Below are 24,392 nucleotides of genomic sequence, written 5' to 3'. Positions count from 1 at the left end.
TATTCGTTGTAATACAATCAGGACTTATGACCTTAACTTAGGTTCAACGAAACGATTGTGCTTACCTACGGGGATCCCCTTGCGAATATCTTCAATCTCACTGACATCTATAGAGGTCGTCAACCAACCACACTGCTCAGGCATCAACGCCAATACATCGCCCCAAGGGCCAACCACACAGCTGTGACCCCAGGTTTCTCGACTCCCTTGATTATGTTGCCCCCATTGAGCGGCGGCCAATACAAAACATTGAGTCTCAATCGCCCTAACCTGGAGTAAAGGCAACCAATGGGCCTGACCTGTTACTCGAGTAAATGCTGCTGGAAGTACGATGATCTCAGCGCCTTGCAGCCTCATCGCTCTAAACAGATCCGCAAATCTTAAGTCGTAGCATATCGCCATCCCCACTTTACCGAAAGGAGTATCGATAACGCAGATATGATCCCCTGGACAAAAAGTATCACTTTCACGATAGCTTTTGGTGCCATCGGCAACATCCACATCAAATAGATGCAGCTTGTCATAGTGACCTAAGGTACTGCCATTATCATCAAACAGATAACTACGACTATAAACTCGACCGTCATCGGCCAAGATAGGAATCGTTCCGGCGACAAGATAAACCCCATATTGCGCGGCCATATTAGCCAGAGTCTGCTTTAGCTCACTTCGCGCATCGGTCCCAGCATAGGCGAGTTGCTGACTCTCATGACCACCAAATAACAAACAGCATTCGGGTAGCACCACTAAATGAGGTCGATTGTTAACATCAAGCTGCTCAAGCTGCTCGCTGATAAAGTGGAGATTGGCATCGACATCTCGACCACTCTGACATTGTAATAAGCTTATCTGCATCAATTTGCTCCTTCTTGTCACTGCTGTCACTGTTATCACTCGAACCTGAGTTATCGCTGTCTTTTTTCTGTGGGTTTGCTTGTCTCGGTTTAGTTGACTCTTTAAATTCTGGCGGGGCTTCAACCACTGGTTTAGGGATCTCGACACCAGCGGCATTTGTTTCACTCTGCACAGCTTGATTGAGAACGGGTGGCACTGCAACCTCACTTAGACTGGCTGGTTGCGCTTGATCTTTTATTGACTCGGGCATCACGCTATCACCTGCGGGCGCTTGAGGCGTCTTCTTCCTTAAGTGCTCAGGTAATACCGATTCAGGGATCTCTATCTCTTTACTCTTGCGTTCTAGCTCTTCAAGCTTGGGCTCTGACATGGTGCCAGTTAGTCTAAAACGAATTTCAGAAATCACCTCAATGACAGGCTCGAGTACCTTAGTTAAGGCAAATGCGCCCAAGCCGAAGGTCCAGCCGCCAGTGCTGAGCAGCACCACTGTCGGTACGCTCGAGGCTAACTTGGGCACAAAACGAATATCGTAATTCAAGCTTTCGGTGGTTAAGTCTGTATAACCACGTACCCGCATATTACCCGCGACCGCTTGCATTTCGGAATCTGTGGTTTTAACCACGCCATCGTCAAGCCTTAACGTGCCAGAAAACGAATCAAAATATAGCCCCTTACCAAACACATCGGAGAAATCTAACGATAATTTCCGTAGCAAAGAATCGAGGCTAAATAACGAAAATATGCGTGCCCCCTTATCACTCACCTCTGACAGATGCCCCTTACCTAATTTATAGTCAACCTGACCATTAAGCGTCTCTAAGGAAAATCCATAGGGTGCACCAATCCATGACAGTTTAGCTTGGAGATCGAGTGGGGCTTCTTTTAACCCAGGATCGATCCCTAAGCGCTCAGACACTTCATCAAATTTTTTCGCCTGCAGATCAAGGTCAAACTCCGTCAAATTCTGATGCTCACTGTTCAACCAAGCTCCTTTCCCTTTAAGGGCTATACCTGGAGTGTTAAGCGAAATAGTTTGAATTTGATAGTCTCCACCAGCTGGTGTGCCCTGCAATACCAAGTGGCCGAGTTGTTTACCATAAAGGCTAAATTCGTCGACATCGACGGCCAGAGGAGGAAGGTTACTTAACACGGTATCACTCGGAATAGTGGTTTCTTCAGACTTTTTAATCACTGGCGAAAAATCAAAATGCTTAGCAACGATTTTTAAGCCTTGTGACGACCAGTCAGGATAAAAATCAACACGACCGTCAAACTCGTTCGACACGCCTTCAAAGCGCCAACCGTGGTCCGTCGGACTGGCCTGTATACTCAAATCAGTCATAGGTAATCCAAACACTGACAGTTGTTGCATACGACCATCTATCGAAACCAGCGGCGGGAAAAATCCCTGTTGCGGTGCAACCACTTGCTGTACAGCTAAATCCTGAGCTAAGGAATCATCGATAGCTAAGTTTTCATCAGTATCTAAGTTCTCATCACTACCTAAGGCGTCGGCCATCGCAGCATCTGTCGCCAAGGTACTCGTTGGAATATCACCAATGAACCCTCTAATAATTGGCAGCCATGGTGCTAGATCGGTTTCAGGCAGATCTAACGCTAAATGCCCCTGCTCTCGACGCAACTGATCACCCGGCTTAAAGGTCCGCCCCAATAACAGATCAAAGTGAGCTAGCTGACCTGAAGATTCCTCGTTAAATCCGCCCCAAAACTCAAGCTGTTCGCCCAACTTAGCGCCCAAAGAGGATTGTTTATTGTCACCAATCAGCTCGAAAGATAATCGCCTTTTACTATCGGCGCTCTTAGCAAACTCACCTGGCAGGGTTAAAGACACACCTTCGAGATCACTATCAACCTGTGCCTGAATCCGATACCCCAAGGGGTCGAATATCAATGTCATCGCCCCCTGCCAATTTGCTTGGCCTTGATAATAATCCTTAAGGGGATTGTCTAAGATTTTTGGCAGCGACTCCAGTTGCCAACTTCCCTGCATATCTAAATTTAAGCCATAGTTTTTGTTGAGCTTTCCAGTATCAAAACTCAGACTAACGGGCTGCTCAAATAACTTAGCCTGTATCGCTTCGCCCGTAACTACGTCATTAACGAAGTAGACCTGGCCTGTTACGCCGTCAAGCTGCACGCCGGGCTCGGCGATGTAAACAGGCGTGTCGGAAAAACTGACCGTCCCCTTAATGTCCGCGATACCACCTTCATACAGAGGGATAGTGAGATCCAGCTTGCCATCAACATCACCTTGAACTTGTACCACTTTCAGCGTGGCCCCGACACTGTCCTTAAGCGGTGAACGAATTAACACCTCTTTCGCGGCATCTCCCGCAGTATGAAGATCGGCGCGTACGGTCAACACTGTCTCATGACTCATGCTGGCGATGGCCACATGGGCACCATCGGCAGCCACATCCAAGAGCTGGCCTTTATTAACCCAAATATCCATCGCCGCATTTTCAAATAGGGCATCGAGACTCAAGTCGATCACTTCAGGCCAATCTGGCTGAAATTGATATCGCGCTTGCTTCAGCGAGAACCCTGCCTGAAACACGCCGCTGTTATCTTGATAAGGAAAATCCGCTAGCGCACCTTGCCATACCACAGTTGCATCATCGCTATTACCCGCTTTTATTGCGCCTTCGAGGTAATCTATCAGCGACTCACTCATGCCATGTTTAGGAAAGTAATACTTGGCATTTGCCGCATCTTTAACATCGACATCGGCCAGCAAACTCAGATGAGCAGTTTGATCGAACTGCATTTTTAATCCTGCGTCGATGGCAATATCATCATTTCTAAAGACTAGCTTAGGAGCAATGAGCGATGCATCGCCGAGCACATACTTAACGCTAAACGCCTCACCTTGCAGCGCGATAGGTCGCTCAAATCCAGTATCGAAATCGATAATATAATCTTGGGCTGGCGCTGAAACATAGAGATTGTCACCACGTACACCCAGTTGCAGATCGATTGGCGCACTACCTGGAATACCGTTGGCATATTTCCAGGCCAACTGCTGCGCATTTACCGAGAGCAACAAGGGCTGGCCAAGTTGATAGTCCAGCTGTAGGTCCTTTATCGCGCCATGAGGAGCCATAGCCTGCCAACTATTAAGCCCATTTAAGCCCATGCCAGGTAAGAGAGGTAATAACGGCAGCAGCACTTGGGTATCAAGCTCATTGAGACTCGCTCTAATATGATCATCTCGCTTATTCACAGCAAGATTTAGCGCTGGCCATGGGGTTTGATTGGTAGCGAAAGCCAAATTAGCACTAGCTAAATGCCAACCGAGTTCAGTTGGTGCCCAATTTAACTGGCCGCCTTGGATCTCAAATTTTTGTTGCTCACCATTGAGTTGCCATTGCAGCCAACTGGGATTAAATGCAACAGTCGCAGAGGTAATTTGGCGATCAGAAAAATCGGCCCATGCCTGCAGATTTATCACACCTTCTAAGGGTAAAGTACGTTTATTGTCGTAGGGGTTCAGCTGCCTCGAAGCCCACTCCCCCAGATCTAACGAGTTTGCTGCAAGGTATATTTGCCCCTCTAAACTGTCTGGTTGATAACCATTGCCATCAATATCAATACTCAAGGATAGACGCTCAACCTCGGAGGCATTCTTGTCTAAATAAAGCTGACCCTGGGCACGATGAGAATCATCTCGATTACGCCAGCGCAGGTTGTTGACATGAATAGGGCGATATTGATGAGCTTGGCTGATCAGTTGCAGCGTCACATCGGTGATCGAAAATCGCTCGAGTTGCTCAAGCATAAGCTGATAAACCCAATCGAGATTCAGTTCGCTCGCCACACTATTTTGATCGTCTCGGGCCACGGCCGCGGATTGATTGAGCTTATCGATATCGAGGGCGATATCGACACCCTCAAATATCACATTCTCAATTTGAGGTGACGCTGAGACTAAGGTTTGCCAAAAGTCGAGTTTGACATGGACATTTTCAACAATGAGCGTTAGCGGCAGATTTTCTTGGGGCGGAAGCACAAGCTTTTCTATCGTCACCGCTGGACCAAATGCTTGCCACTCTGCGGTCAATTCAGACAGTTGCACTGTAACTTGATACTCTTGCTCAATGTAACTAACTAACTCTTGGCGCACTTGATCTAGCTTAGGCAATAACCCTCGAAAAAGGCTCACGCCGAGGGCAAATACAACTAAAATTATCGCGACGCTCTGCCAGCAGAGACGGCCAAAGGTTCGAGGGCAAAATGTACGAGACACTACATTATCACCACATCAAATTTGTTCTGCGCATACATGGGTTCATTCTGTAACCTGACTCGTTTGCCAATATAAGCGCCGAGTTCGGCTAACAAATGGCTATCTTCACCAGTTAAGCTTCCATGAACCGCTGGTGAACAATACACCAAGAACTCGTCTGCATCATATCCACGATCGAGACGAATGATCTCTCTAAATATTTCATAGGAAACCGTCTCAACCGTTTTCAGGGTACCTTTACCTAAACAGACTGGGCACTCACCACAAAGTACATGCTCTAGACTTTCCCTCGTACGCTTACGGGTCATCTCTACTAAGCCCAAACCAGAAAAGCCGCTCACATTGGTTTTGACTCTATCGTTGGCTAACGCCGCCTCTAGGGTGCTTAACACCCGCTTTTTATGATCCTCATTAAGCATATCGATAAAGTCGATAATGATGATACCGCCCAAATTGCGCAGCCGTAGCTGGCGAGCAATGGCATGAGTCGCTTCAAGATTGGTATTAAAGATCGTTTCTTCAAGATTACGATGACCAACAAACGCACCAGTATTAATATCTACCGTGGTCATGGCTTCGGTTTGATCTATGATCAAGTAGCCGCCAGATTTGAGTTCGACCTTACGTCCAAGTGCCCGCTGAATTTCATTTTCAACATCATAGAGATCAAAAATAGGCACTCGACCCGAATAGTGCTCAATTTTGTCGGCAACCTCAGGCATAAACTCCTGCGCAAATTGCAGTAACTCTTCAAAGGTTTGGCGAGAATCGACCTGAATTTGGTCCAGTTCCGTGCCGACAAAATCCCGCACGATTCGCACGGGTAGCGCGAGATCTTGATATAGCAGAGCAACACCAGAGCGCTTACGGCGCTCGCTAACTTTAGCCCAAACTCGCCTTAAAAAAGCCGCGTCTTGAACCAACTCTTGCTCCCCAGCATTTTCTGCTGCGGTGCGAATAATAAAGCCACCATCTTCATCCACGAAAGGTTCGGTCAGGCCCTTAAGCCGAGCACGAACCTCTTCAGACTCAATACGTTGTGATACACCGACATGGCTAGAGCCTGGCATGAAAACTAAGTAGCGTGATGGCAAGGTTATGTCCGTTGTTAGACGGGCGCCCTTGGTTCCCAAGGGGTCTTTGACCACTTGCACCATAATATCTTGGCCTTGGCGTACTAACTCACCAATATCACGCACAACGAAGTTGCCTTTTTCAACATCGGCGACACACTCGGTATGGGGAACTATATCTGATGCGTGCAGAAAGGCCGCTTTATCTAAGCCAATATCGACGAATGCCGCTTGCATGCCAGGTAATACTCGGCTGACCTTGCCCTTATAGATATTACCAACCAAACCGCGCTTCATACGACGCTCAATATGCACCTCTTGCAAGATGCCATATTCAACTAAGGCAACACGAGCTTCAGTCGGCGTCACATTGATCAATAACTCAGAACCAATCTTTCGCTGCACTCTGTTTTTGACTAGGCGACTCATGAATACTCACTTAATGTTTATAGACGTTAGCTAAAAATGGTCTCTCGAGACGCTAAGCCTAAACAACTGATTTTGGATTAAATTATACAGCCTGCATCTGGATTAGTAGTGCTCTAGTTTCCACCAAAGGCAAACCCACTACCGCAGAGTAACTCCCCTCAATCCCTTGCACGAAACATCCGCCTAAACCTTGAATGCCATAGCCACCAGCCTTATCCATAGGCTCGCCCGTTGCAATATAGGCAAGAATATCTTGCTCAGTTAGGCCACAAAATTGCACTTTAGTTTCAACAAGCGTCGAAAGCGTTTGGGTTCCATCTGTCACTGCAACCGCAGTCATGACACTATGTTGCCGGCCTGACAGCTGCTCAAGCATGCTTTTAGCATCGGCCTCGTCTTTGGGTTTACCTAAGATCTGCTCATCAAGTACCACTATCGTGTCAGAGCCTAGGACAACGGCATCTGGCTTAGCGTATAGCGCTAAACCCGCTTGGGCTTTCTCAATTGCAAGACGCTCGACAAACATTCGAGCCGTCTCGCCGTCAATATGAGTCTCGTCGATATCGGCAGCTAAAATATCAAATTTAAACTGCTCATCGGCCATACCCAGCTGAGCTAACAACTCTTTACGGCGCGGGGAAGCCGAGGCTAATACCAATGCCATCTTTATCTCACTTTATAGATTCGTCGGATCCGTCTAAGCATCCAAAACACCCATGGCCAAATAATCAAACTCGATACCGCAGGTAAAAATAAACTCGTATCAAATGTGGCGACATTCACCACAAAATGCACCCAAAATACCACCAGATGATATAAACAGACTAAACTGGCAATCATCAACGACTGCTGCCACATAGGAAAATTACGTAGCCGCTGAAAATGCAGCACCACTACATAGATAACCAGTGACATCGCTATGGCTCGGATACCTAAATGAGCACCGAGTAAAATATCCAGCAACACCCCTAATATCCAGGCTGATAAAATATTGTACCTATGAGGTAGTGCCATCGCCCAGTAGATCATCACCAAAAGCAACCAATCGGGGCGCCAACCTTCGACAATACTCGGCAGCGGCATGATCTGAAATAACATTGCCAACAAAAAGCTTAGCCACACGACCCAGCGGCCATGAGGAATATGCATACTCATGGGGTTACCTCCGGTGTGTTAGCGACAGATTCCTTGTTATCTTCATTCGATGTTTCTCCCTGGGGAAGATAACCATCGGGCCAGATCAACAACAGATAACGGATACGGTCTAAGGCCGCCAGAGGCTGGGCTGCGACCGTGGCATAACTTTGACCATCATCTTTGTCGACACGTAAGATGCGCGCTACTGGATATCCCTCAGGGAAACGCTTACCCAACCCAGAAGAGACTAGCAGATCCCCTACGCGTAGATCGGTACTCTTGGCCACATGACGCAGCTCTAATTCATCCAACTCCCCAGTGCCTTGGGCGATGAGGCGTACATCGTTACGGGTTACTCTCACAGGAATAGCGTGTGTCACATCAGAAATAAGTAGCACCCGACTCGTGAGCTCACTAATCTCAACAACCTGTCCAACAACGCCTTGGGCATCGACCACGGGCTGACCCACATACACACCACTGCGGGCACCATGATTTAACACCACATAATGACGAAACGGATCGCTAGCCACTTCCATCACTTCGGCTACGACCTTTTTGGCGTCCATATGTACGGGTGAGCCAAGCAAGGCTCTAAGGCGCTCATTCTCTTGACGCAAATGTTCAAAACGCTGTAGGCGTTCGCTCATTAACAGCTGCTGCCGAAGAAGTTCGGTATTTTGCTTTTGCAACATATTACGAGTTGCGATACTTTCGGCTGACCAATCAAGTATCACACCAGGAATATTGGCAACGTATTGTAATGGACTCAAAATTGAGGAGATAGACTGCCGAACAGGCTCTAGCCTGTCATTAGCCACAAGCAAGATCACCGACAAAATAATTGCCAATGTTAGCCTGAATTGATTTGAAATACCGCGAGCAAAAATGGGTTTCATAAAACACTTAAGGCAGCTAGATGTGGCGACCTGTATAACCTTTTGTCATACCAAAAGGTTGAGGTAAATGGGTATAGATAAATAAGCAATTCTCCCATTACACCAGGTTGCCAGCATTTCGCTGCCAGTATTAAGCTGAATTAATTTTCGTCAGAGAATAGATCGCCGCCGTGCATATCGATCATCTCTAATGCCTTGCCGCCACCGCGAGCAACACAAGTTAACGGATCATCGGCAACCATGACAGGAATACCCGTTTCTTGCATCAGTAAACGGTCCAGATCACGTAGTAAAGCACCACCACCAGTTAACACCATGCCGCGCTCAGAAATATCTGAAGCTAGCTCTGGCGGTGATTGCTCAAGTGCAACCATGACTGCACTCACAATACCCGACAACGGCTCTTGTAAGGCTTCTAAAATTTCATTGCTGTTTAGGGTAAAGCTGCGCGGTACACCTTCAGCTAAGTTACGGCCACGAACTTCAATTTCGAGGACTTCATCACCAGGGTAAGCGGTACCAATGGTATGCTTAATACGCTCAGCAGTAGCCTCACCAATTAGGCTACCATAGTTACGGCGAACATAATTGATGATGGCATCATCAAACTTGTCACCACCGATACGCACAGAAGATGAGTACACAACCCCATTTAGCGAAATGATTGCCACTTCAGTCGTACCACCACCGATATCGACAACCATAGAACCTGTGGCTTCCGATACAGGAAGACCCGCACCAATCGCTGCCGCCATTGGCTCTTCAATCAAATACACTTCACGAGCACCAGCGCCCATAGCTGATTCTCGAATAGCGCGGCGCTCAACCTGTGTCGCCCCAACAGGCACACAAACTAGCACTCGAGGGCTTGGACGAAAAACGCTGTTGTTATGCACCTGTTTAATAAAGTGCTGCAACATTTTTTCGGTTACATAAAAATCGGCAATTACCCCATCTTTCATTGGACGGATAGCCTGAATATTACCTGGCGTACGACCTAGCATCTGCTTTGCTTCGGTGCCAACCGCAGCAACAGACTTCTGTCCGCCACTACCGCGCTCGCCTCGAATTGCGACAACAGAGGGTTCGTTTAACACTATGCCCTCTTCGCGAACGTAAATTAAGGTGTTAGCCGTACCCAAATCGATCGAAAGATCGTTAGAAAAAATGCCACGCAGCTTCTTGAACATGTAACCAGCCTGTCTCAGTGGAGTCGGAAAAAGAAAAATCAGGTAACTTTATCAATCGCCCCCCGATTCCACAAGGATATTATGCGGATCCGATGATAAATATCTGTTCATCTTCAGAGTTTGTCATGTCAGCACCTCGGGCGTAGTGAATACTCGCTTTATTCCAAAGATCTATTCAGCCACTCTGATCACTTCGATCGCCAAGATAACGCTAGTTTTTATGACAAAAACTATCGAACTTCACGCCAGAAAATGACTTTATCGTGACCCCGATAGGTACCGAAATAAGCATTTGCCCGCGGATCATACAGATCCGTTGGGGAGGAAGTATCGAAGTTCCAATACCACTTAAGCCAAGGATCTACATGCTGTTTAAGTGACAGCTCTCCCGCTGCATTCGGTACAGAGAAATAACTGTAGCCGTTGCCTAAACCAAGTCTGCCACTCTGCAATGTTAAACTGGGGTTGCTATAGGCGCGAATGGCCGGAAAGCCCGTCGGTGGCTGCATATATAAGCCCTCAGTCGATGCCTCGGTTGCATCGACTGAGGTTTGGGTATTGTAGAGTGAGCAGCTGTCTAAGCTGTTAGTCAGCCAAGTAGCCTCTCCCGTTGACGCGACGTTGCTGACATACTCAGCGCGCAGCGGCAGACGTAAACTTTCTGACTCTGGACCGTAACCATTTTCTAATACTAAGCGCCCATACCTAAGCGCAAACTCATCACCATCGGCAATATTTTCAAAAATAATGCCACTGCAAATTGAGTCGGCATCTACTTGATAGCAGATGTTATCGCTATCTTTGAGATCATCAACCAACAGCTGCAACTCCATCAAGGCATCGAAAGGGGCTAACGCCGTTGGAGTGCGTTTATATTTGAGTGTTTCATTTAGCAAATAAGCCGAACGTGACTGATTGTTGCTGCTTGGGGGAAATTTAACCTCTCCAGCATCAACTTGAACGAGCTCAGTAAGAGTTGAACCTGTGAGATTACTAAACGCACGCTGCGTCCATTGATTGTTATATTTCCACCAATCACCAATCTGATAGTTTTTGGCTTCATTATTTTGCTTATTTTTCCCCGTAACCAGCAGCTTAGGCTCACTGCCCACCACAAAACCAAAAGGTTGATCCATATAGGTAAAACTATTACAACTCGGTGCTAACGTTGGGTCATTAGGCGTAACGGTTAAATAATAGGGAGTAAAACGCCCCATATTGCCCGTTGTCGCGCCCGGAATACTATAACCAAAATAGCTGTTAGGTTTAGGCGTCACCAAAAACTTGAATACTCCGACTTCAGAAACTGACTGTTTAACAGTCTGCTTTCCAGTTTTTTGCTCATACTCATCCAATCCCAATGAGCCTTTCACACCACCATCTGCAATGGTAGGAATCACTAACTCATGGGTTAGAGCTATCCCCTTTAAGGTGAAGTTAGGCGTCAGCGCATTGCCGCTACAAATATCGCCATCGCTGTCAGATTCCCATGCCATTGCCTTTACCGTCATATCAAACTCTTCACCGGCTTTTTTATAAACAGGCCCAGATACACTGCAATTGCTACACACCTCTGAATCGATACATAAACCCACTGGGCGACGGACAAACTTATTGCTGCCGTTCATCACTAACCCCTGTTCGTCGCCACTACCTATATAACGGGCATTTAATTGCATCTCACCGGCATCGGCATAGTTAACATCAATAATCGCTTGCCCTTTGTCATCAAAGCTAAGCTTCAGGGGCTCTGCTGTATTCTCGGAAGTACCGACTGGGCGTTCAATAGCACCTGTAGTGACTTTTACAGGCAAGGAACCACTGTTTGGAGTGATATAATCGCTCCAAAAATTAACGATTTTATCCCCTTTGAAAGCGGGGACACATTGCAAACTTTCATCATCATGTTTAACCGCTTTAACTAAAATATTGGTCGAAGGCTTATTAGACAGTTCATCTGGCACGTCAAAGACAAATCCGCTTTCGGCAAAGCTCAGTGTACAACTCGCGGTATCTAAACCTCCACTTCCTTTGCGGCACAGAGTATTACTGCCCGCAATGGTTGATGGCGACGAACTACTAACGCCAATGGTGACTGGATCTGTGGTATTGGATCTTAAGCTAACTGTGCCAATTCCATTGTTTATAGTGACAATGTTGCCACCCACCCACCCACCATTAGTCATATTGGCAGGCAAAAGAGTCGCTGTAACAGGATCGGTAAACAGATCACAATCGGCATTGCGACATGCCCGAATTGTCATCGACTCAGGATTACAGGTTAATGGATTACTCGAGTAATAAAACTCAAAATGATGCACCTGCTGACCCACAGGTCGAGAATCAAGGGCACAAACCTCAAAATTATCAATCTCATGATTGTTATTAGCGCCCCCGGTTGACCCCGTGATAGACAGATAAAAATCTGCAGGGACACCGCCTTGGCCATTAATATTTCTCGCATCAAATTGAGGAACTAATACCTGAAAGCCATTACCATCTTTAATATCACGTTCGACTAGCACCAGAGCCTTGCCAGCTTGCCTAGAATCAACCGTAATTCGATATCTATGATTAGGCTTAGCGCTATTGGTTCCTCTCACATCAATTGTTGGGGATATATTGGCTCTAGTCCCCGCTAAGTACATATAACCACTATTATTTGAACCACGTATAGCAACTGCCTGCTGCCTAAACCCGGGGCCACCACGTTTACCTTCATTAGGATTAGAGAAATTGCCATACTCATCTAGTCCAATGCCTATCCAGCCCCCTGCAAATCCGGGGGTTCCGTCATCTCTTTGTGCGTATCCTAACGAACCGCCAAAGCTGCCAGGTTGAGGTGTAATAGCAGCGTCAGACAAAATAATGGCAACACCATCACCGCCGGTACCAGATGAAGGTGACCAAGCAAAATAATCAAATTCAACTTGAACTAAGTTGTTTTCTGCCGGGAATAACCGCTGAAAAGTACTCGATGTTGCCTGATTACCACTCGCTGGAGTAATCCTCATCCGCTGTGAATTGATCGCAGGCGGCACCGAACTACCTAGTGTTTTAATTGCCCAATCACTGCCCAGATCTTGGCGATTAAAATCATCTTTAAAGCACCCAAGCTGTGTCGACGAACAGGTTAAATAAGCACTGGCAGGTACTTTTACTAAGCTAGTTGAGGAGGGTAACTGCCAATAGAGGTGATAGGCTTCATAACCTGTGGCTTCATGAAAGCGCATCTCAACTTTGTGTGTCCCCGCAGCCAAACCAATTTTTCCGGTTTCGCAGGGCCAACCACATCGTGCATGTATGCCATAAAAGCCAGCGACAACGCGATCATCAATCAATAGCTCTATCGCATCATCACCATCAATACCAAAGGTGTAGATGCCCGACTCTGGGACATCGATATACCCCTCAAAAACCCCAAGATAATAGTCGCCTTGATTAGAGTGCGGGTTGATACCCGAACCATAACCATCTATCTCAGATTCTATCGATTCGCCGAGCTGCTGAGCTGGAGTTTTAACGGTAGCAATCAGATCATTAAAGTCATCATGATCGACAGGGCTAGTATATTGTCCGCCCTTCCAAATACGAGCGTCATAAGTACTGTAGGTGACCCCAGAAATAGTACTTTTGCCAACAGGACATTGGAGGGGAACGGAAGGTAAAAGTGGTGGTGTTATACTACAATCAGGAACTACGTTAATATCTTGCGCGGATCTAGCAAAAACGACTGAGGCGCCTCCATACAGCAATACATTTCGCCCAGTAACAGCACCGACTAAGTGGGAACTCCCCGAGATAGTTGCACTGCCTTCTGCCATAACATAAGCATTAAGGCTAGCACCACCATTTAAAGTAAAATCCCCATAGCTATATATGAGAAAACGCTCTGCAAGAGAGCTCAATGCTATATCAGGATGAGTATAATCATTCTTAATAAAGAAGCTCACTTGACCTGAATCGGGGAAAACCAGTCTGACGCCATAATTTAAAACGAGGTCTTCAATCCAATATTGACCCGCAGCCAGCTTTAAACTACCAGAACGAATAGTTAAACGTTTAATTTTATAAATTCCAGATTCATTAGCTGACGTAAACTCAATACCATGGCTATCCCCTAATCCAAGCTCAATGTTGCGATACTCACCCTCGGGGATCTCTGTTATTCCACTTCCCCATTGTGGTTTAATATCGACATGACTATGGGATTCACATTGAGAGAACTCGAAGATATCATTTGGTTTATTCGCAACATAATTCCCCTTTCTACAAGGCTTGGCATTTCGACCGTTACTAGCAATACAGGACTCAAATCTAGAGTCGCCGCCTTGATAATAATTGTACGTCGGTAACTTAGCGTTTGAAGGAGCGTTGCGAATTGTTGCAGTATTTAAATAAATATAGCCATCAGCAGTGTAGTTATTCACCCCTTCTTTAAAAGTCTGAGTCCAGTCTGCTGCATGACCAGCACTACAAAACAACATACAGATAAAACAAAAAGCATAAACAGACTTTAAATCAGCTCTAATCACGGGCCTCTACCTCCACCTTGCGATTGACTCTAATGCAGCTATCGCCATCACAATTACCAGCTAAGCAGGTCGCTTCGCTGGTGATCAGGTACTGAGTCACTCCCGTAACGACTGTCCCCTTACAGGTCAAGTTGACCGAGCAACCGTGGAAGCCAACAACATCAGGTGGTGTCCATGTACTGTTAGCAGCACATACTCGATCAACTGCTAAGCCACTTAGCGGAAATAACCTCGCTAAGGCCACATCAGCGCCGCTATTGGCGGCGGCAAATGCACGCGTGCCCAATACTTCTAAATTCACCTGCTCATCGGCATCGCTCAAAATATTGATCAATGCCGCTGCCATTAAAAACATTACCGTGATAATAAAGATACCGATAACTAGCGCGCTACCTCTTTGATTAATCAGCTTTATATTAGTCATAGGCAGAGTCCGAACGGGTCGACGATACATTCGGTTGCTGTTTGTGAGTGAGCGATGAAAGTTAAGGGACATTGATCACCTGCACCTGATGCTGATATTGAAACGACTGACCATTCACCTCAAAACGTGGTGACAACTGTACGACAGCATTATTAATCAGCGTTCCTGGGGTATAACTAATAGGTGGCTGAACCTGCAAATTATTGGTGACATTTTCCGCCATCAACACACCTGCTCCCATTTGACTTGGAGCTGGCTGCACTGACGTTAAACTATAACCGCCATAACGCCGTACTTCACCAGAGGCTAAGAAACAGTAACTCACGGCACCATTAACCATGAAGTAGCGCTTCTGAGGTGATGCCTGGGCAAAGCGAACGGGGCGGTTAAACTCAACGTCATTTCCCGTCACCTGCTTAATGTCGAAAATATGTCCTTCACTGCCCGCTGCAGTACCACCATATATTTGAGTGGGGGTTAATGGGTAAACCACCATTTGATCGCTCTCGTCGATAGCGGTCGATGGCAGCATGATCAACCCACTGCTGGCAGCGACGTTTGGCGCAATAGGCAACTCAAGGTAACTGGCGCTGCTTTTTATAGGGATAAATTCAATGCATTGATAGAGTAGCGGTGATGTTTTAACCCGAATGCTATTAGGCAACGCATTACGTAGCTCACGGGTCATACGCTCGATGGCAAAGCGGCTCTGGCTCAAGACTTGATCGACCGATGTCGACTCAATAAAAATACGAGTGCCGAGAATAACAAAACTGCTGACTCCCACCACTAAAATGCCGAGAATGATGATAACAGTAACCATCTCAACTAAGGTAAAACCTAAGTTTTGGCTGCGCGCTTTAAGGCCACTGAAACGATTATTCATCGCCTGTTATCCGCATTCATTAATAGTTACTCCGCAGAGCATTGTAAGTGATCACTTCACCATTTGGAGTAGTCACATTTATCGTAACCAGCTTGCTATTTTTATCACTATAAGGATAAGTCACGCTGACCGACAGCTGGTAGTTGACGTACTCCTCGGCATAGGTTCGAGAGGAGTTCAGCATCTGGCTTGATTGAGTCAAGCCATGATAATCGTCGACATCGCGATAAGCATTTCGCGCTAAGCCTGCTGCGCCAAAATCAACTTCGTCGGTACATGCATCCCCAGCAGGAAGGCCTAAATCGGAACGTGCAGCGGCGTCACACGCTGGAACACCACCATTGGGATTGCTGTTTTGATCATAACGCTTACCCCAAATCTCATTTAACAGCGAATGGGCTACTTCGGCCGAGCGCACACGGTGCAAGGTTTCGGCTGCGCGATCGGCTTGAGGAAATAGCATAGTCGATAACATCACTAAGGCTATGCCTAGTACCAACATGCCAACAACAAGTTCGATTAGAGTAAAGCCTTGCATCCTGTGATAAGCTGTGACACTGTGAAAACTTACGCCCTTAGGCATCTCAGGATTAACCTCGTTCAAGTGAGCAATCGCTTTAATATCAACGCCCATGGATATATCCCTGACTTTCGATAGTAATGTCTAAGGTCTCATCGGCGCTCACCTTGATGACGCAGCCAGCGCCGCAGGATGTGATGCCACCGTCACGGGCAAACACCAATGCAAAACTAGTATTACCGTTAAGATTGATTGCTGTGTTGCTAGGGAGATTTTGCGTCGTACCTGTGACTATCGTCGAGCTGCAGTCTGTTTGATAGATCATCATACGATAATCACTGGCCGTCACGTTCACGCCATAACAGCGATCTTGATTGTTCATCGCCATCAGCTGTACTCGTCTCAGCTCGCCAATAAACTCATCACGCAGGGTAAAGGCACTATAACTGGAACCAGTAAAAAAACGCGGCAAGACCACCACAGACAAAATGGCAATTAACATGATGGTGGTCACTAGCTCTACAAGGGTAAAGCCTTGCTGTTTTTCCATTGATGATCCGCCCACAAACCGCTGATAGCGCTATATTTTCTAACAACTTAATCAGTATGGCAAATAATGCCACCTATTTCAGATATTTCTGTTATCCCCAGAGACAAAAAAGGCCTGCTATGCAGGCCTTTTTCTAGGTTATGAATCTAGCAACCTGTCACAACAGTATTTACTGTAATGGGACCGTATGCAGTTAAATCATTCACATATTGAACATAACAAGTACCAGCATCTGTAGTCGCTATAGGGCTATTTTGCCCTTGAGGATAAAAGTAAATACTTTTAGCATCTGCAGCAGGAACATATAGCCACTCAGTACCAGTGCCTGAGGCTGCGGCATTAATATCTAACATATTATCTAAGCTATCAGTCCATACTGGTGTCGCATGACCATAATTCAAATTAACGGTTTCTCCAGTAGCAACAGTTACTTTAGGCGCAGGGGATTCAGTACTTGCTACAGTCTCATTTCCCGCTATAAGCGACTTGGAATGCACCAGACTATCAGCACCTTTTATCGCACTTTCTAACCCTTTCACGGTCGACGCGCGAGCATCGGATTGCAAGTTGATAAACTTAGGCGCAGCGGTAACCGCTAAAATACCTAAAATGATGATAACAACCACTAATTCGATTAGTGTAAAACCGTTTTGCTTATTCATTATTTAAAATTCCTTAATTAACAACCTGAATCTTCAACTTTATAGGTAGGGGCTGCACCTTTAGCTGCAGGATGCTTGTATTCAACCCAACACTTGGCGGTGTCTGATGGGGCTTTATCACCTGGATGGATGATAATTGCGCCAGTTATCGTTGTAGTAACCGCCGTTGGCGTATCGACAATTGTCCACTCGGGAGACGTAGATGTAGTATCAATATCAAGTACCTTAACAAGGTCAGCAGACGCATTATTCAAATACCCATATACAGCATCAACCGTAACATCATTACTCTCATCCGTATCACCCTTGTCATCGATGATTACCGTCGCAGTAGCCTTAGAATCGAGCCCTTGAATCGCAGCCTTAGAGTAAACAAGAGAGTTAGCACCTTGCAAAGACGCTTTGAGTCCATCTAATGTTGATGCACGCGCATCTGACTGCAAGTTGATAAACTTAGGGGCGGCGGTCACCGCTAAAATACCTAAAATAATAATCACCACTACTAGCTCAATAAGCGTAAAGCCTTTTTGCTTATTCATATTTAACATCCCTTAAGATTATATCGACTGCACTTCTACTGTTAGAAACACACACTATTAAAATACAAGTTGTTAGAAAAAACGTTTAATTGGTAAAACTCAATACTTGCCCAGTACCTGGGTTATATAACACCCCTTTTGCACCTGCTGTGGCTAAATCAGGCGCTGGCGTCGGTATACCACTAGCTTGATCAAGCGTCAGTGAAGACACCTGATGATACACACATAGATCTAGGTTGTTTACCGTGGTGCCATCGATAGTGACACCATTACCGCCTGCGCCAGTGACAACACGAGCGGTATAACGCTGGTTACGTGCATCTTGCGTCACCAACACATTACGCGGTGCATTTTGCAAAATATTAGCGAAAACTTCTTGGCATGATGCATTGGTCATGGCCGTTGCGCTCACCACGTTACTTCCTGAAGTTAATCCTGTAGGGAATCCAAAACGCCTATCCAATGAGATATTCGTTCCGTCTAACACCACACTGTTATTGTTGCGGCCATCGACTTCCCACTGTGAACGTACAAAGCTGACTGCGGTGGCAATACCACCAGACACGCCATCGACGCTAGCGTCTTCGGCATCGTCAGTTACATTCAAAAAACGAGGAATTGCGGTCGCAGCTAAGATACCAAGGATCACTATCACAATGACTAACTCAATAAGAGAAAACCCTTGCTGCTTCTTTGTCGCCATAATGCTTGTCATAGTCATGCCTTATCTCTTAGATAATCCTGTTAATTCTATCAGTTAAACAAAAATTAGAGACTATTGTTATCGCATAATTTAGTGATCTGTCAAAAAAATAACACGTCCGGTGCTCAGCTGATAACTTAATCGATCACCATTACTAGCAATAAAGCTACATATATCCCCATCAATCCCCCGTGAGGTTGTAACTTGAGCTAGGTTGTTTTTTGAGCCAAGTAACTGCCACCAAAGCTGATTACAGCTATTTTCGCTGATCTTATCCAATGTCGGCCAACCTTGATTGCTCATTAAAATGATATTTTGTTCGCCACCGCCTCTGTCTAGTGCTGTAGACCAATCGAGCATCATTTGTGTTGGCCGTCCCTGAGACATCCACTGAGACCTCACCATAGCTAAGACATTTAATAGCCGCGCATGTTCAATTTTAAGCCCCTGAGCAGAAACCTTGTCGACACTACCAACAAAACGGAAGCCTAATACCGCCAAGATTAGCAACATCACAGCGATAGCCACTATTTTGCCATAGACTTGAATTAGCTCACTGTCGGCTTGCTGCTGAATTTGCATACTTTATGCCAATACCTTAGTTAATCTGTGATGCTTCACTTTATTTTCCGCCCTTGACCACATTGAGCATATCCCACATCGGTAGATAGATACCCAAAGCAAGGATCAACACGATCACAGCTACAATCCCGATTAAAATAGGTTCAAGCTTTGCGGTCAGGTTTTTAAGGTCATAATCGACTTCACCTTCATAGAAATCGGCGGCGTCGTTAAGCAGTTGATCGATTTGCCCCGTCTCTTCACCTACCGCAACCATCTGCAACACTAATGGGGTAAATAGTTTACTGTGGTTAGATACCCGTAGCATAGAGTCACCGGACTCAATACCGCGGCGCATGCCAACAATACGATCATGCATATAAGCATTATCGACCGCATCGGCAACAAGGCTTAATGCCTGCGTCATGGGAACTCCAGCGCTCAGCATCATTGAAAAACTGCGGCAATAACGTGACAGGGTCGAGCGTTCGATAATACTCCCCACTGCAGGGATCTTTAGCTTCCACTCATCCCACTGCTTTTCACCTTTTTCACTGTTGTGCCAATAACGAATACCGATAAACATGGCCCCTAAGCCCGCCAGCAATAGATACCAATAATTCACGAAGAAGTTTGAGGTGCCGATCAACAATTTCGTCGCCCAAGGCAAGTCAGCACCAAAACGAGAGAACATATCGGCAAATTTGGGGATCACCATGATATTCAATACAACCATTGCCAGCGCCACGGCTATCAACACGAAAATCGGATAGCGCATCGCCGCCTTAATGCGCCTGCGCGTTTCCTGTTCACGCTCGATATAACCAGATAACTGAATAAAGGCATCCTCTAGCCTGCCCGTATTCTCACCCACGTGGATCATAGACACAAAGAGTGCATCAAACACATCAGGATGATGATTCATTGCCGAAGATAGCGGACGCCCCGAGGTTAGCTGCTCAGAAATATCTCGCAGCGCCTCTTTCATCCTTTTAGAGTGAGTGCTTTCGGCGAGCCCTGCAATCGCGCGTAATATAGGAATACCTGAACGGGTTAACGAATACATCTGCCGCGTGAAAATTTGCAACTCATCTAAGCCCACCTTGCCCTTCAATAACTTGCCAAGGTTAAATTCACGCTTAGGTTTCGTTTCGTTAAGCTCTAGCGGGATAACCGCTCGAGACATAAGTTGATCCGCCGCCGCACTCTCAGAAACCGCATCAAGTTGACCCGTTACCGCTTTGCCCTGAGAATCACGTCCGCGGTACTGATAAACAGGCATAATTAGCCCTCAACCTTCGAATGGTTAATCATCTCGGTAGAGAGAGGAATTTGATTTTCAGAGACATCCTCAACGAGTTTTTCTACCTCTTCAATGGTGGTCAATCCTTGGGCCAAATATTCGAGTGCAGACTCGGCCAGCGGAGTAAAGTTAGGACTATTATAGGCGGCAGCGGCGAAATCTTGCGGATTTCCACTGCGCATCGCATCGATCATCCCGTCATCGAGTTCAAGTATCTCGAATACCCCTATACGACCGCGGTAACCGCTGCCATTGCAACTTTGACAGCCAGTGCCCATTTTAAAGGTCGCTTCGGAGAAATCTTGATGGGTTACCGACTTTAACCAAGCAATATCTTGGGCGCTAGGCTGGTAAGCTTGAGCGCAATTTTGGCAAACTCGGCGCACGAGTCGCTGCGCCACAATCACTCTTAATGCGCTAGCAACCAGATAACTCGCCGCGCCCATATCAAGCAAACGCAAGGCACTGGTTACTGCATCATTGGTGTGCAAGGTCGACAGCACAAAGTGACCCGTTAACGCCCCCCGAAGACCAATTTCAACAGTTTCTTGGTCACGCATCTCACCGACCATAATGATATCGGGATCTTGACGCAGTGTGGTGCGAAGTACATTAGAAAAATTCAACCCTATTTTATGGTTGACCTGCACCTGATTAATTCGAGGCAACTGATACTCGACAGGATCTTCAACGGTAATGATCTTTCTATCGGCGGTATTAAGCTCACTTAACACGCCGTACAAGGTGGTTGTTTTACCGCTACCAGTTGGCCCTGTCACCAATAACATCCCATGGGGACGTTTTATCTGTTTGCGTATCCTGGCGAGCATCGATGGTGGCATGCCAGTTTCGTTTAAGGTTAATAAGCCTGCCGATTGATCCAGCAAACGCATCACCACGGACTCCCCGTGATATATAGGCATAGTCGACATACGTACATCGATCTGATGGCCTTTGATCTCCATATGAAAACGACCATCTTGAGGCAATCTCTTTTCAGAGATATCAAGCCCCGCCATCAACTTCAGCCTAAGCACTAAGGCCGCGGCGATATTCACCTCTGGTAAGATATTCTCTTGCAACTGGCCATCTATACGTTGGCGAATTCGCAACACTTTATCACCTGGCTCGATGTGAATATCCGACGCTCGCATCTGCACCGCATCTTCAAATATCGATTGTAATAGCTTAACGACAGTCGTTTCATTATCGCTATCGACATCGGTGAGGCTGGCTAAGTCAAATTGATCGTCGGCAGCGTATTCTTCATCTAGCTTGCCTGCAATTTGCGCGATTTCCCCCGTACGGCGATAAAGATTATCAAACGCCTCAAGTAACTGAGTCTCTGTGACAACCGCAATGGTTATGGTTTTGGGTGCCAGTAGCACCTCGATATTATCCATCGCCTGCAGATCGGCGGGATCGCTCATGGCGACCAATACGCTATCCCCCAGATCTTCAACGATCAAGGCTCGATAACGTCTTGCCTGAACTTCGGGTAATAGATTGACCACCTGAGGCGCAATGGCTCGGCGACTGATATCTAAAAAGGGGATATTGAGCTGCTGTGATAAAAACTGCAGCAACTGATCTTCGGTAATAGAGGCGAGATCGATTAACGTGCGGCCAAGCTTTTTACCACTATTTTTTTGCTCGGCTAACGCCTGCATCAGCTGGTCATTGGTAATGATCTGCTCTTGTACCAATAGGTCACCTAAACGCATTTTTAACTTGGGTTTCACTCGATCTCTCCTAACTGCGCTAAACGGCTATCGATAAAAGCAATGGCTTGATTTGACAAACCCCGTTGAGCTAACGCCTGCTGATAGGCTTGCTTTGCGGCTGAAAACTGACTCTGAGAATCTAACGCATAGGCCAGCCCCATCCACCACTTCGCCTGCTGCGGCTCAGCTCGAGCTAACTTTCGATAGCTTTGCTCCGCCAACTCGTACGCCTTGGACTGCTGAGCAAGGTGGCTTTGCATGGTCCATTTTTGTTTTGCTAACGTGTTGCTATCGGGGATCTGAGTCAGTGCCACTAACGCCTTATCCAATAGCCCCGCCGCTTCATATACCCTAGCCTGCAATAACGCGTAATCATATTCTTGCGGATACAATACCAACCCCTGAGCCAATACCGATTCAGCCTCAGATAACATACCTTGGCCATAATAGAGTGCAGCTAGATGCTGCCGCGCTTCATGCATAGCAGGATTTATCTTAACCGCCTCGGCAAACAAGGCTTGAGCCTGTTTTATACGCCCGTCATTTTGTGCCGACTGAGCTAATCCAAAACGCTTTTGTGCTAGCTCTGTTGGCGATAGCCTAACTTCAGTTATCGCCATCGCTCCGCTGCCAGAGCCGCTACTTTTTGTGCTGGGCTTAGCGCTGGGCGCTTTAGTGATCTTTTCTACGGTAACCTCTGCCACGGCGGTGTCAGGCTCAGCGTTAGTTTTAGAACTCGCTAACGCATTAGCTGTAACCATTGCAGCTTCAGTATCTTTAGGCCCATTGTCATCAGCGATTAGCACTTGCTGTTTGGCCGAGCCTTTGACCTGATCCAGACTATCAGTCACCGCCCCCTTAACCATCGGCGATTGAGCGACATTAACCTCATCAACACCTGTATCAGCAGCGATAGTCGATTTATCTAGTATATTATTTGGAACAGCAACAGGTGGCACAACCTGAGTCGACCTCGCAGGCAAAACATTAGACACGGTTCGCTCAATGGTTTGCGTCAATTGCAAATTATCTTGCTGTAACAGGGTTAGTCGTTGCCAGGCGATACCACCGCCGAGTACCAATAATCCGGACACTAAGATCAATAAGACCCAAGGTAACTTACTGGTGGCAGCTCTTTGATACTGAAGCTCAGGTACGGGCAATTCATCAACCCCATGACTCTGCTGGCGCTTATCGAGATCTTTCAGCATGGTATTAATCACACTCATGCTACTCCCCCTACAATCCAACGCCACACCACAATCGACAAAATAGATGCCACACCAATTGCACCTAACCACCAAGGTTTTGCCCCCCAGATTGGCTCAGCATCTTCGGTATCGTTAATCGCTGCGCGCACATGATGAGGGCTAACAACGGATAGTCCTTCGCCAAAGGCCAGTAGTAGCGCTTTGTGAGACAAAATATTGATCAACCTAGGGATCCCTCTGGCAGCTTTCGCTATCCGTTTACTGTCAGCTAATGAAAATAACGGCTGACCTTTGTAGCCAGCTATCTGCAAACGATGACTCAAATAGGCATTAGTTTCTGGGCGTGTTAATGGTCTAAGTTGATAACTGAAGGTGATCCGCTGCCTCAGCTGACGAAACTTATTTAAACGCAGCCGCTCATCGAGTTCAGGCTGCGCAAACAACACCACCTGCAATAGCTTACGACTCTCAGTCTCTAAATTAGTAAATAGGCGCAATGCTTCTAAGCTTTCATCTGGCAAGGCTTGAGCCTCATCGAGCACCAACACGATTGAATGCCCGTGAGCCGACAAGGCAATTAACTGCTGTTGGATCAAACTGGTCAGTTGTTGTTGGTCAATACTCGCGGAATACTTAAGCCCTAATTCTAGCGCCACAGCCCAACGTAACTCATCGGGTGTTAGATAGGGATTGGGCAAATAAGCACAGTGAAATCGCTTAGGTATATCATTGAGCAATTTACGACAAATAAGCGTCTTACCTGTACCAACCTCTCCGGTAACTTTGATAAATCCTTCACCCGTTTGTAATGCCGTTTGCAACACCTGCAACGCCTCAACATGAGGCGCTAGTCCAAAAAAGAACCCGGTATTCGGTGTCAGCGAAAATGGCGCTTCCACCAATCCAAAATGTTGCAGATACAAA

The 24,392-nt window shown here is 46.5% G+C and carries 20 protein-coding genes; all 20 read right to left on the bottom strand.

Going from position 1 to position 24,392, the window contains the following annotated elements; genetic code table 11:
• Positions 1 to 24 precede the first annotated feature (24 nt).
• The 20 genes from K0I73_RS01825 to K0I73_RS01730 all read right to left on the bottom strand — a co-directional run bounded on the left by K0I73_RS01825 (position 25) and on the right by K0I73_RS01730 (position 24,391).
• Entirely contained in the window at positions 25 to 855 is an 831-nt protein-coding gene (locus tag K0I73_RS01825; protein WP_220062853.1) for a carbon-nitrogen hydrolase family protein, read from the bottom strand.
• A complete protein-coding gene (locus K0I73_RS01820) occupies positions 779 to 5,122 on the bottom strand; it encodes a YhdP family protein (protein ID WP_220062852.1) in 4,344 nt (1,447 codons plus the stop codon). Before K0I73_RS01820 ends, K0I73_RS01825 begins: the two co-directional genes overlap by 77 nt.
• The gene (gene rng / locus K0I73_RS01815) at positions 5,122 to 6,624 is read right to left on the bottom strand and encodes a ribonuclease G (RefSeq protein WP_220062851.1); all 1,503 of its coding nucleotides are present in this window, start codon (positions 6,622 to 6,624) and stop codon (positions 5,122 to 5,124) included. The genes K0I73_RS01820 and rng overlap by 1 nt, the downstream gene beginning before the upstream one ends.
• Before the next feature lie 82 nt (positions 6,625 to 6,706).
• Complete coding sequence (locus K0I73_RS01810; RefSeq protein WP_220062850.1) at positions 6,707 to 7,288, bottom strand: Maf family protein; 582 nt, start codon at positions 7,286 to 7,288, stop codon at positions 6,707 to 6,709.
• 2 nt (positions 7,289 to 7,290) lie between these two features.
• Positions 7,291 to 7,779, bottom strand: coding sequence for a rod shape-determining protein MreD (mreD, locus tag K0I73_RS01805; protein ID WP_220062849.1), 489 nt, complete (start codon positions 7,777 to 7,779; stop codon positions 7,291 to 7,293).
• Positions 7,776 to 8,660, bottom strand: a complete 885-nt coding sequence (mreC, locus tag K0I73_RS01800) for a rod shape-determining protein MreC (RefSeq protein ID WP_258405260.1) — start codon at positions 8,658 to 8,660, stop codon at positions 7,776 to 7,778. Before mreC ends, mreD begins: the two co-directional genes overlap by 4 nt.
• Before the next feature lie 140 nt (positions 8,661 to 8,800).
• Positions 8,801 to 9,850, bottom strand: a complete 1,050-nt coding sequence (locus K0I73_RS01795; RefSeq protein WP_011864209.1) for a rod shape-determining protein — start codon at positions 9,848 to 9,850, stop codon at positions 8,801 to 8,803.
• A 230-nt stretch (positions 9,851 to 10,080) separates the two neighbouring features.
• Positions 10,081 to 14,385, bottom strand: coding sequence for a DUF6701 domain-containing protein (locus tag K0I73_RS01790; protein WP_220062848.1), 4,305 nt, complete (start codon positions 14,383 to 14,385; stop codon positions 10,081 to 10,083).
• A complete protein-coding gene (locus tag K0I73_RS01785; RefSeq protein ID WP_258405259.1) occupies positions 14,378 to 14,809 on the bottom strand; it encodes an MSHA biogenesis protein MshP in 432 nt (143 codons plus the stop codon). The genes K0I73_RS01790 and K0I73_RS01785 overlap by 8 nt, the downstream gene beginning before the upstream one ends.
• Positions 14,810 to 14,870: 61 nt before the next feature.
• Complete coding sequence (locus K0I73_RS01780; RefSeq protein ID WP_220062847.1) at positions 14,871 to 15,695, bottom strand: PilW family protein; 825 nt, start codon at positions 15,693 to 15,695, stop codon at positions 14,871 to 14,873.
• A gap of 19 nt (positions 15,696 to 15,714) precedes the next feature.
• Positions 15,715 to 16,278, bottom strand: coding sequence for a type IV pilus modification PilV family protein (locus K0I73_RS01775; protein ID WP_220064219.1), 564 nt, complete (start codon positions 16,276 to 16,278; stop codon positions 15,715 to 15,717).
• Between the two features lie 40 nt (positions 16,279 to 16,318).
• Entirely contained in the window at positions 16,319 to 16,765 is a 447-nt protein-coding gene (locus K0I73_RS01770) for a pilus assembly FimT family protein (protein WP_220062846.1), read from the bottom strand.
• Positions 16,766 to 16,911: 146 nt separating this feature from the next.
• Entirely contained in the window at positions 16,912 to 17,427 is a 516-nt protein-coding gene (locus K0I73_RS01765; protein ID WP_220062845.1) for a type II secretion system protein, read from the bottom strand.
• 17 nt (positions 17,428 to 17,444) lie between these two features.
• A complete protein-coding gene (locus tag K0I73_RS01760) occupies positions 17,445 to 17,966 on the bottom strand; it encodes a prepilin-type N-terminal cleavage/methylation domain-containing protein (RefSeq protein ID WP_220062844.1) in 522 nt (173 codons plus the stop codon).
• Between the two features lie 85 nt (positions 17,967 to 18,051).
• Positions 18,052 to 18,681 carry a type II secretion system protein gene (locus K0I73_RS01755; RefSeq protein ID WP_434086707.1) on the bottom strand — a complete coding sequence of 210 codons (630 nt, stop codon included), beginning with the start codon at positions 18,679 to 18,681 and terminating at the stop codon, positions 18,052 to 18,054.
• A gap of 78 nt (positions 18,682 to 18,759) precedes the next feature.
• Entirely contained in the window at positions 18,760 to 19,251 is a 492-nt protein-coding gene (locus tag K0I73_RS01750; RefSeq protein WP_220062843.1) for a hypothetical protein, read from the bottom strand.
• A gap of 40 nt (positions 19,252 to 19,291) precedes the next feature.
• The gene (locus tag K0I73_RS01745) at positions 19,292 to 20,512 is read right to left on the bottom strand and encodes a type II secretion system F family protein (RefSeq protein ID WP_220062842.1); all 1,221 of its coding nucleotides are present in this window, start codon (positions 20,510 to 20,512) and stop codon (positions 19,292 to 19,294) included.
• A 2-nt stretch (positions 20,513 to 20,514) separates the two neighbouring features.
• Entirely contained in the window at positions 20,515 to 22,275 is a 1,761-nt protein-coding gene (locus K0I73_RS01740; RefSeq protein WP_258405258.1) for a GspE/PulE family protein, read from the bottom strand.
• The gene (locus tag K0I73_RS01735) at positions 22,272 to 23,486 is read right to left on the bottom strand and encodes a tetratricopeptide repeat protein (RefSeq protein ID WP_220062841.1); all 1,215 of its coding nucleotides are present in this window, start codon (positions 23,484 to 23,486) and stop codon (positions 22,272 to 22,274) included. Before K0I73_RS01735 ends, K0I73_RS01740 begins: the two co-directional genes overlap by 4 nt.
• Positions 23,483 to 24,391 (bottom strand): ExeA family protein, encoded by a 909-nt coding sequence (locus K0I73_RS01730; protein ID WP_220062840.1) that lies wholly within the window; start codon positions 24,389 to 24,391, stop codon positions 23,483 to 23,485. Before K0I73_RS01730 ends, K0I73_RS01735 begins: the two co-directional genes overlap by 4 nt.
• Position 24,392 lies beyond the last annotated feature (1 nt).

The sequence above is a fragment of the Shewanella mesophila genome, assembly GCF_019457515.1.
GTDB classification, from domain to species: domain Bacteria; phylum Pseudomonadota; class Gammaproteobacteria; order Enterobacterales; family Shewanellaceae; genus Shewanella; species Shewanella mesophila.
Note: the sequence above shows the minus strand (reverse complement) of the source record. Positions and strands in the feature narration are given on the sequence as shown.

Excerpts from the sequence above, each read along its gene's own strand:
- K0I73_RS01825 (WP_220062853.1), bottom strand. The coding sequence starts at position 855 with ATGCAGATAAGCTTATTACAATGTCAGAGTGGTCGAGATGTCGATGCC.
- K0I73_RS01810 (WP_220062850.1), bottom strand. The coding sequence starts at position 7,288 with ATGGCATTGGTATTAGCCTCGGCTTCCCCGCGCCGTAAAGAGTTGTTA.
- K0I73_RS01770 (WP_220062846.1), bottom strand. The coding sequence starts at position 16,765 with ATGGAAAAACAGCAAGGCTTTACCCTTGTAGAGCTAGTGACCACCATC.
- K0I73_RS01785 (WP_258405259.1), bottom strand. The coding sequence starts at position 14,809 with ATGACTAATATAAAGCTGATTAATCAAAGAGGTAGCGCGCTAGTTATC.
- K0I73_RS01745 (WP_220062842.1), bottom strand. The coding sequence starts at position 20,512 with ATGCCTGTTTATCAGTACCGCGGACGTGATTCTCAGGGCAAAGCGGTA.
- rng (WP_220062851.1), bottom strand. The coding sequence starts at position 6,624 with ATGAGTCGCCTAGTCAAAAACAGAGTGCAGCGAAAGATTGGTTCTGAG.
- K0I73_RS01755 (WP_434086707.1), bottom strand. The coding sequence starts at position 18,681 with ATGACAAGCATTATGGCGACAAAGAAGCAGCAAGGGTTTTCTCTTATT.
- K0I73_RS01775 (WP_220064219.1), bottom strand. The coding sequence starts at position 16,278 with ATGCCTAAGGGCGTAAGTTTTCACAGTGTCACAGCTTATCACAGGATG.
- mreC (WP_258405260.1), bottom strand. The coding sequence starts at position 8,660 with ATGAAACCCATTTTTGCTCGCGGTATTTCAAATCAATTCAGGCTAACA.
- K0I73_RS01765 (WP_220062845.1), bottom strand. The coding sequence starts at position 17,427 with ATGAATAAGCAAAACGGTTTTACACTAATCGAATTAGTGGTTGTTATC.
- K0I73_RS01780 (WP_220062847.1), bottom strand. The coding sequence starts at position 15,695 with ATGAATAATCGTTTCAGTGGCCTTAAAGCGCGCAGCCAAAACTTAGGT.
- K0I73_RS01795 (WP_011864209.1), bottom strand. The coding sequence starts at position 9,850 with ATGTTCAAGAAGCTGCGTGGCATTTTTTCTAACGATCTTTCGATCGAT.
- K0I73_RS01760 (WP_220062844.1), bottom strand. The coding sequence starts at position 17,966 with ATGAATAAGCAAAAAGGCTTTACGCTTATTGAGCTAGTAGTGGTGATT.
- K0I73_RS01735 (WP_220062841.1), bottom strand. The coding sequence starts at position 23,486 with ATGAGTGTGATTAATACCATGCTGAAAGATCTCGATAAGCGCCAGCAG.
- K0I73_RS01750 (WP_220062843.1), bottom strand. The coding sequence starts at position 19,251 with ATGCAAATTCAGCAGCAAGCCGACAGTGAGCTAATTCAAGTCTATGGC.
- mreD (WP_220062849.1), bottom strand. The coding sequence starts at position 7,779 with ATGAGTATGCATATTCCTCATGGCCGCTGGGTCGTGTGGCTAAGCTTT.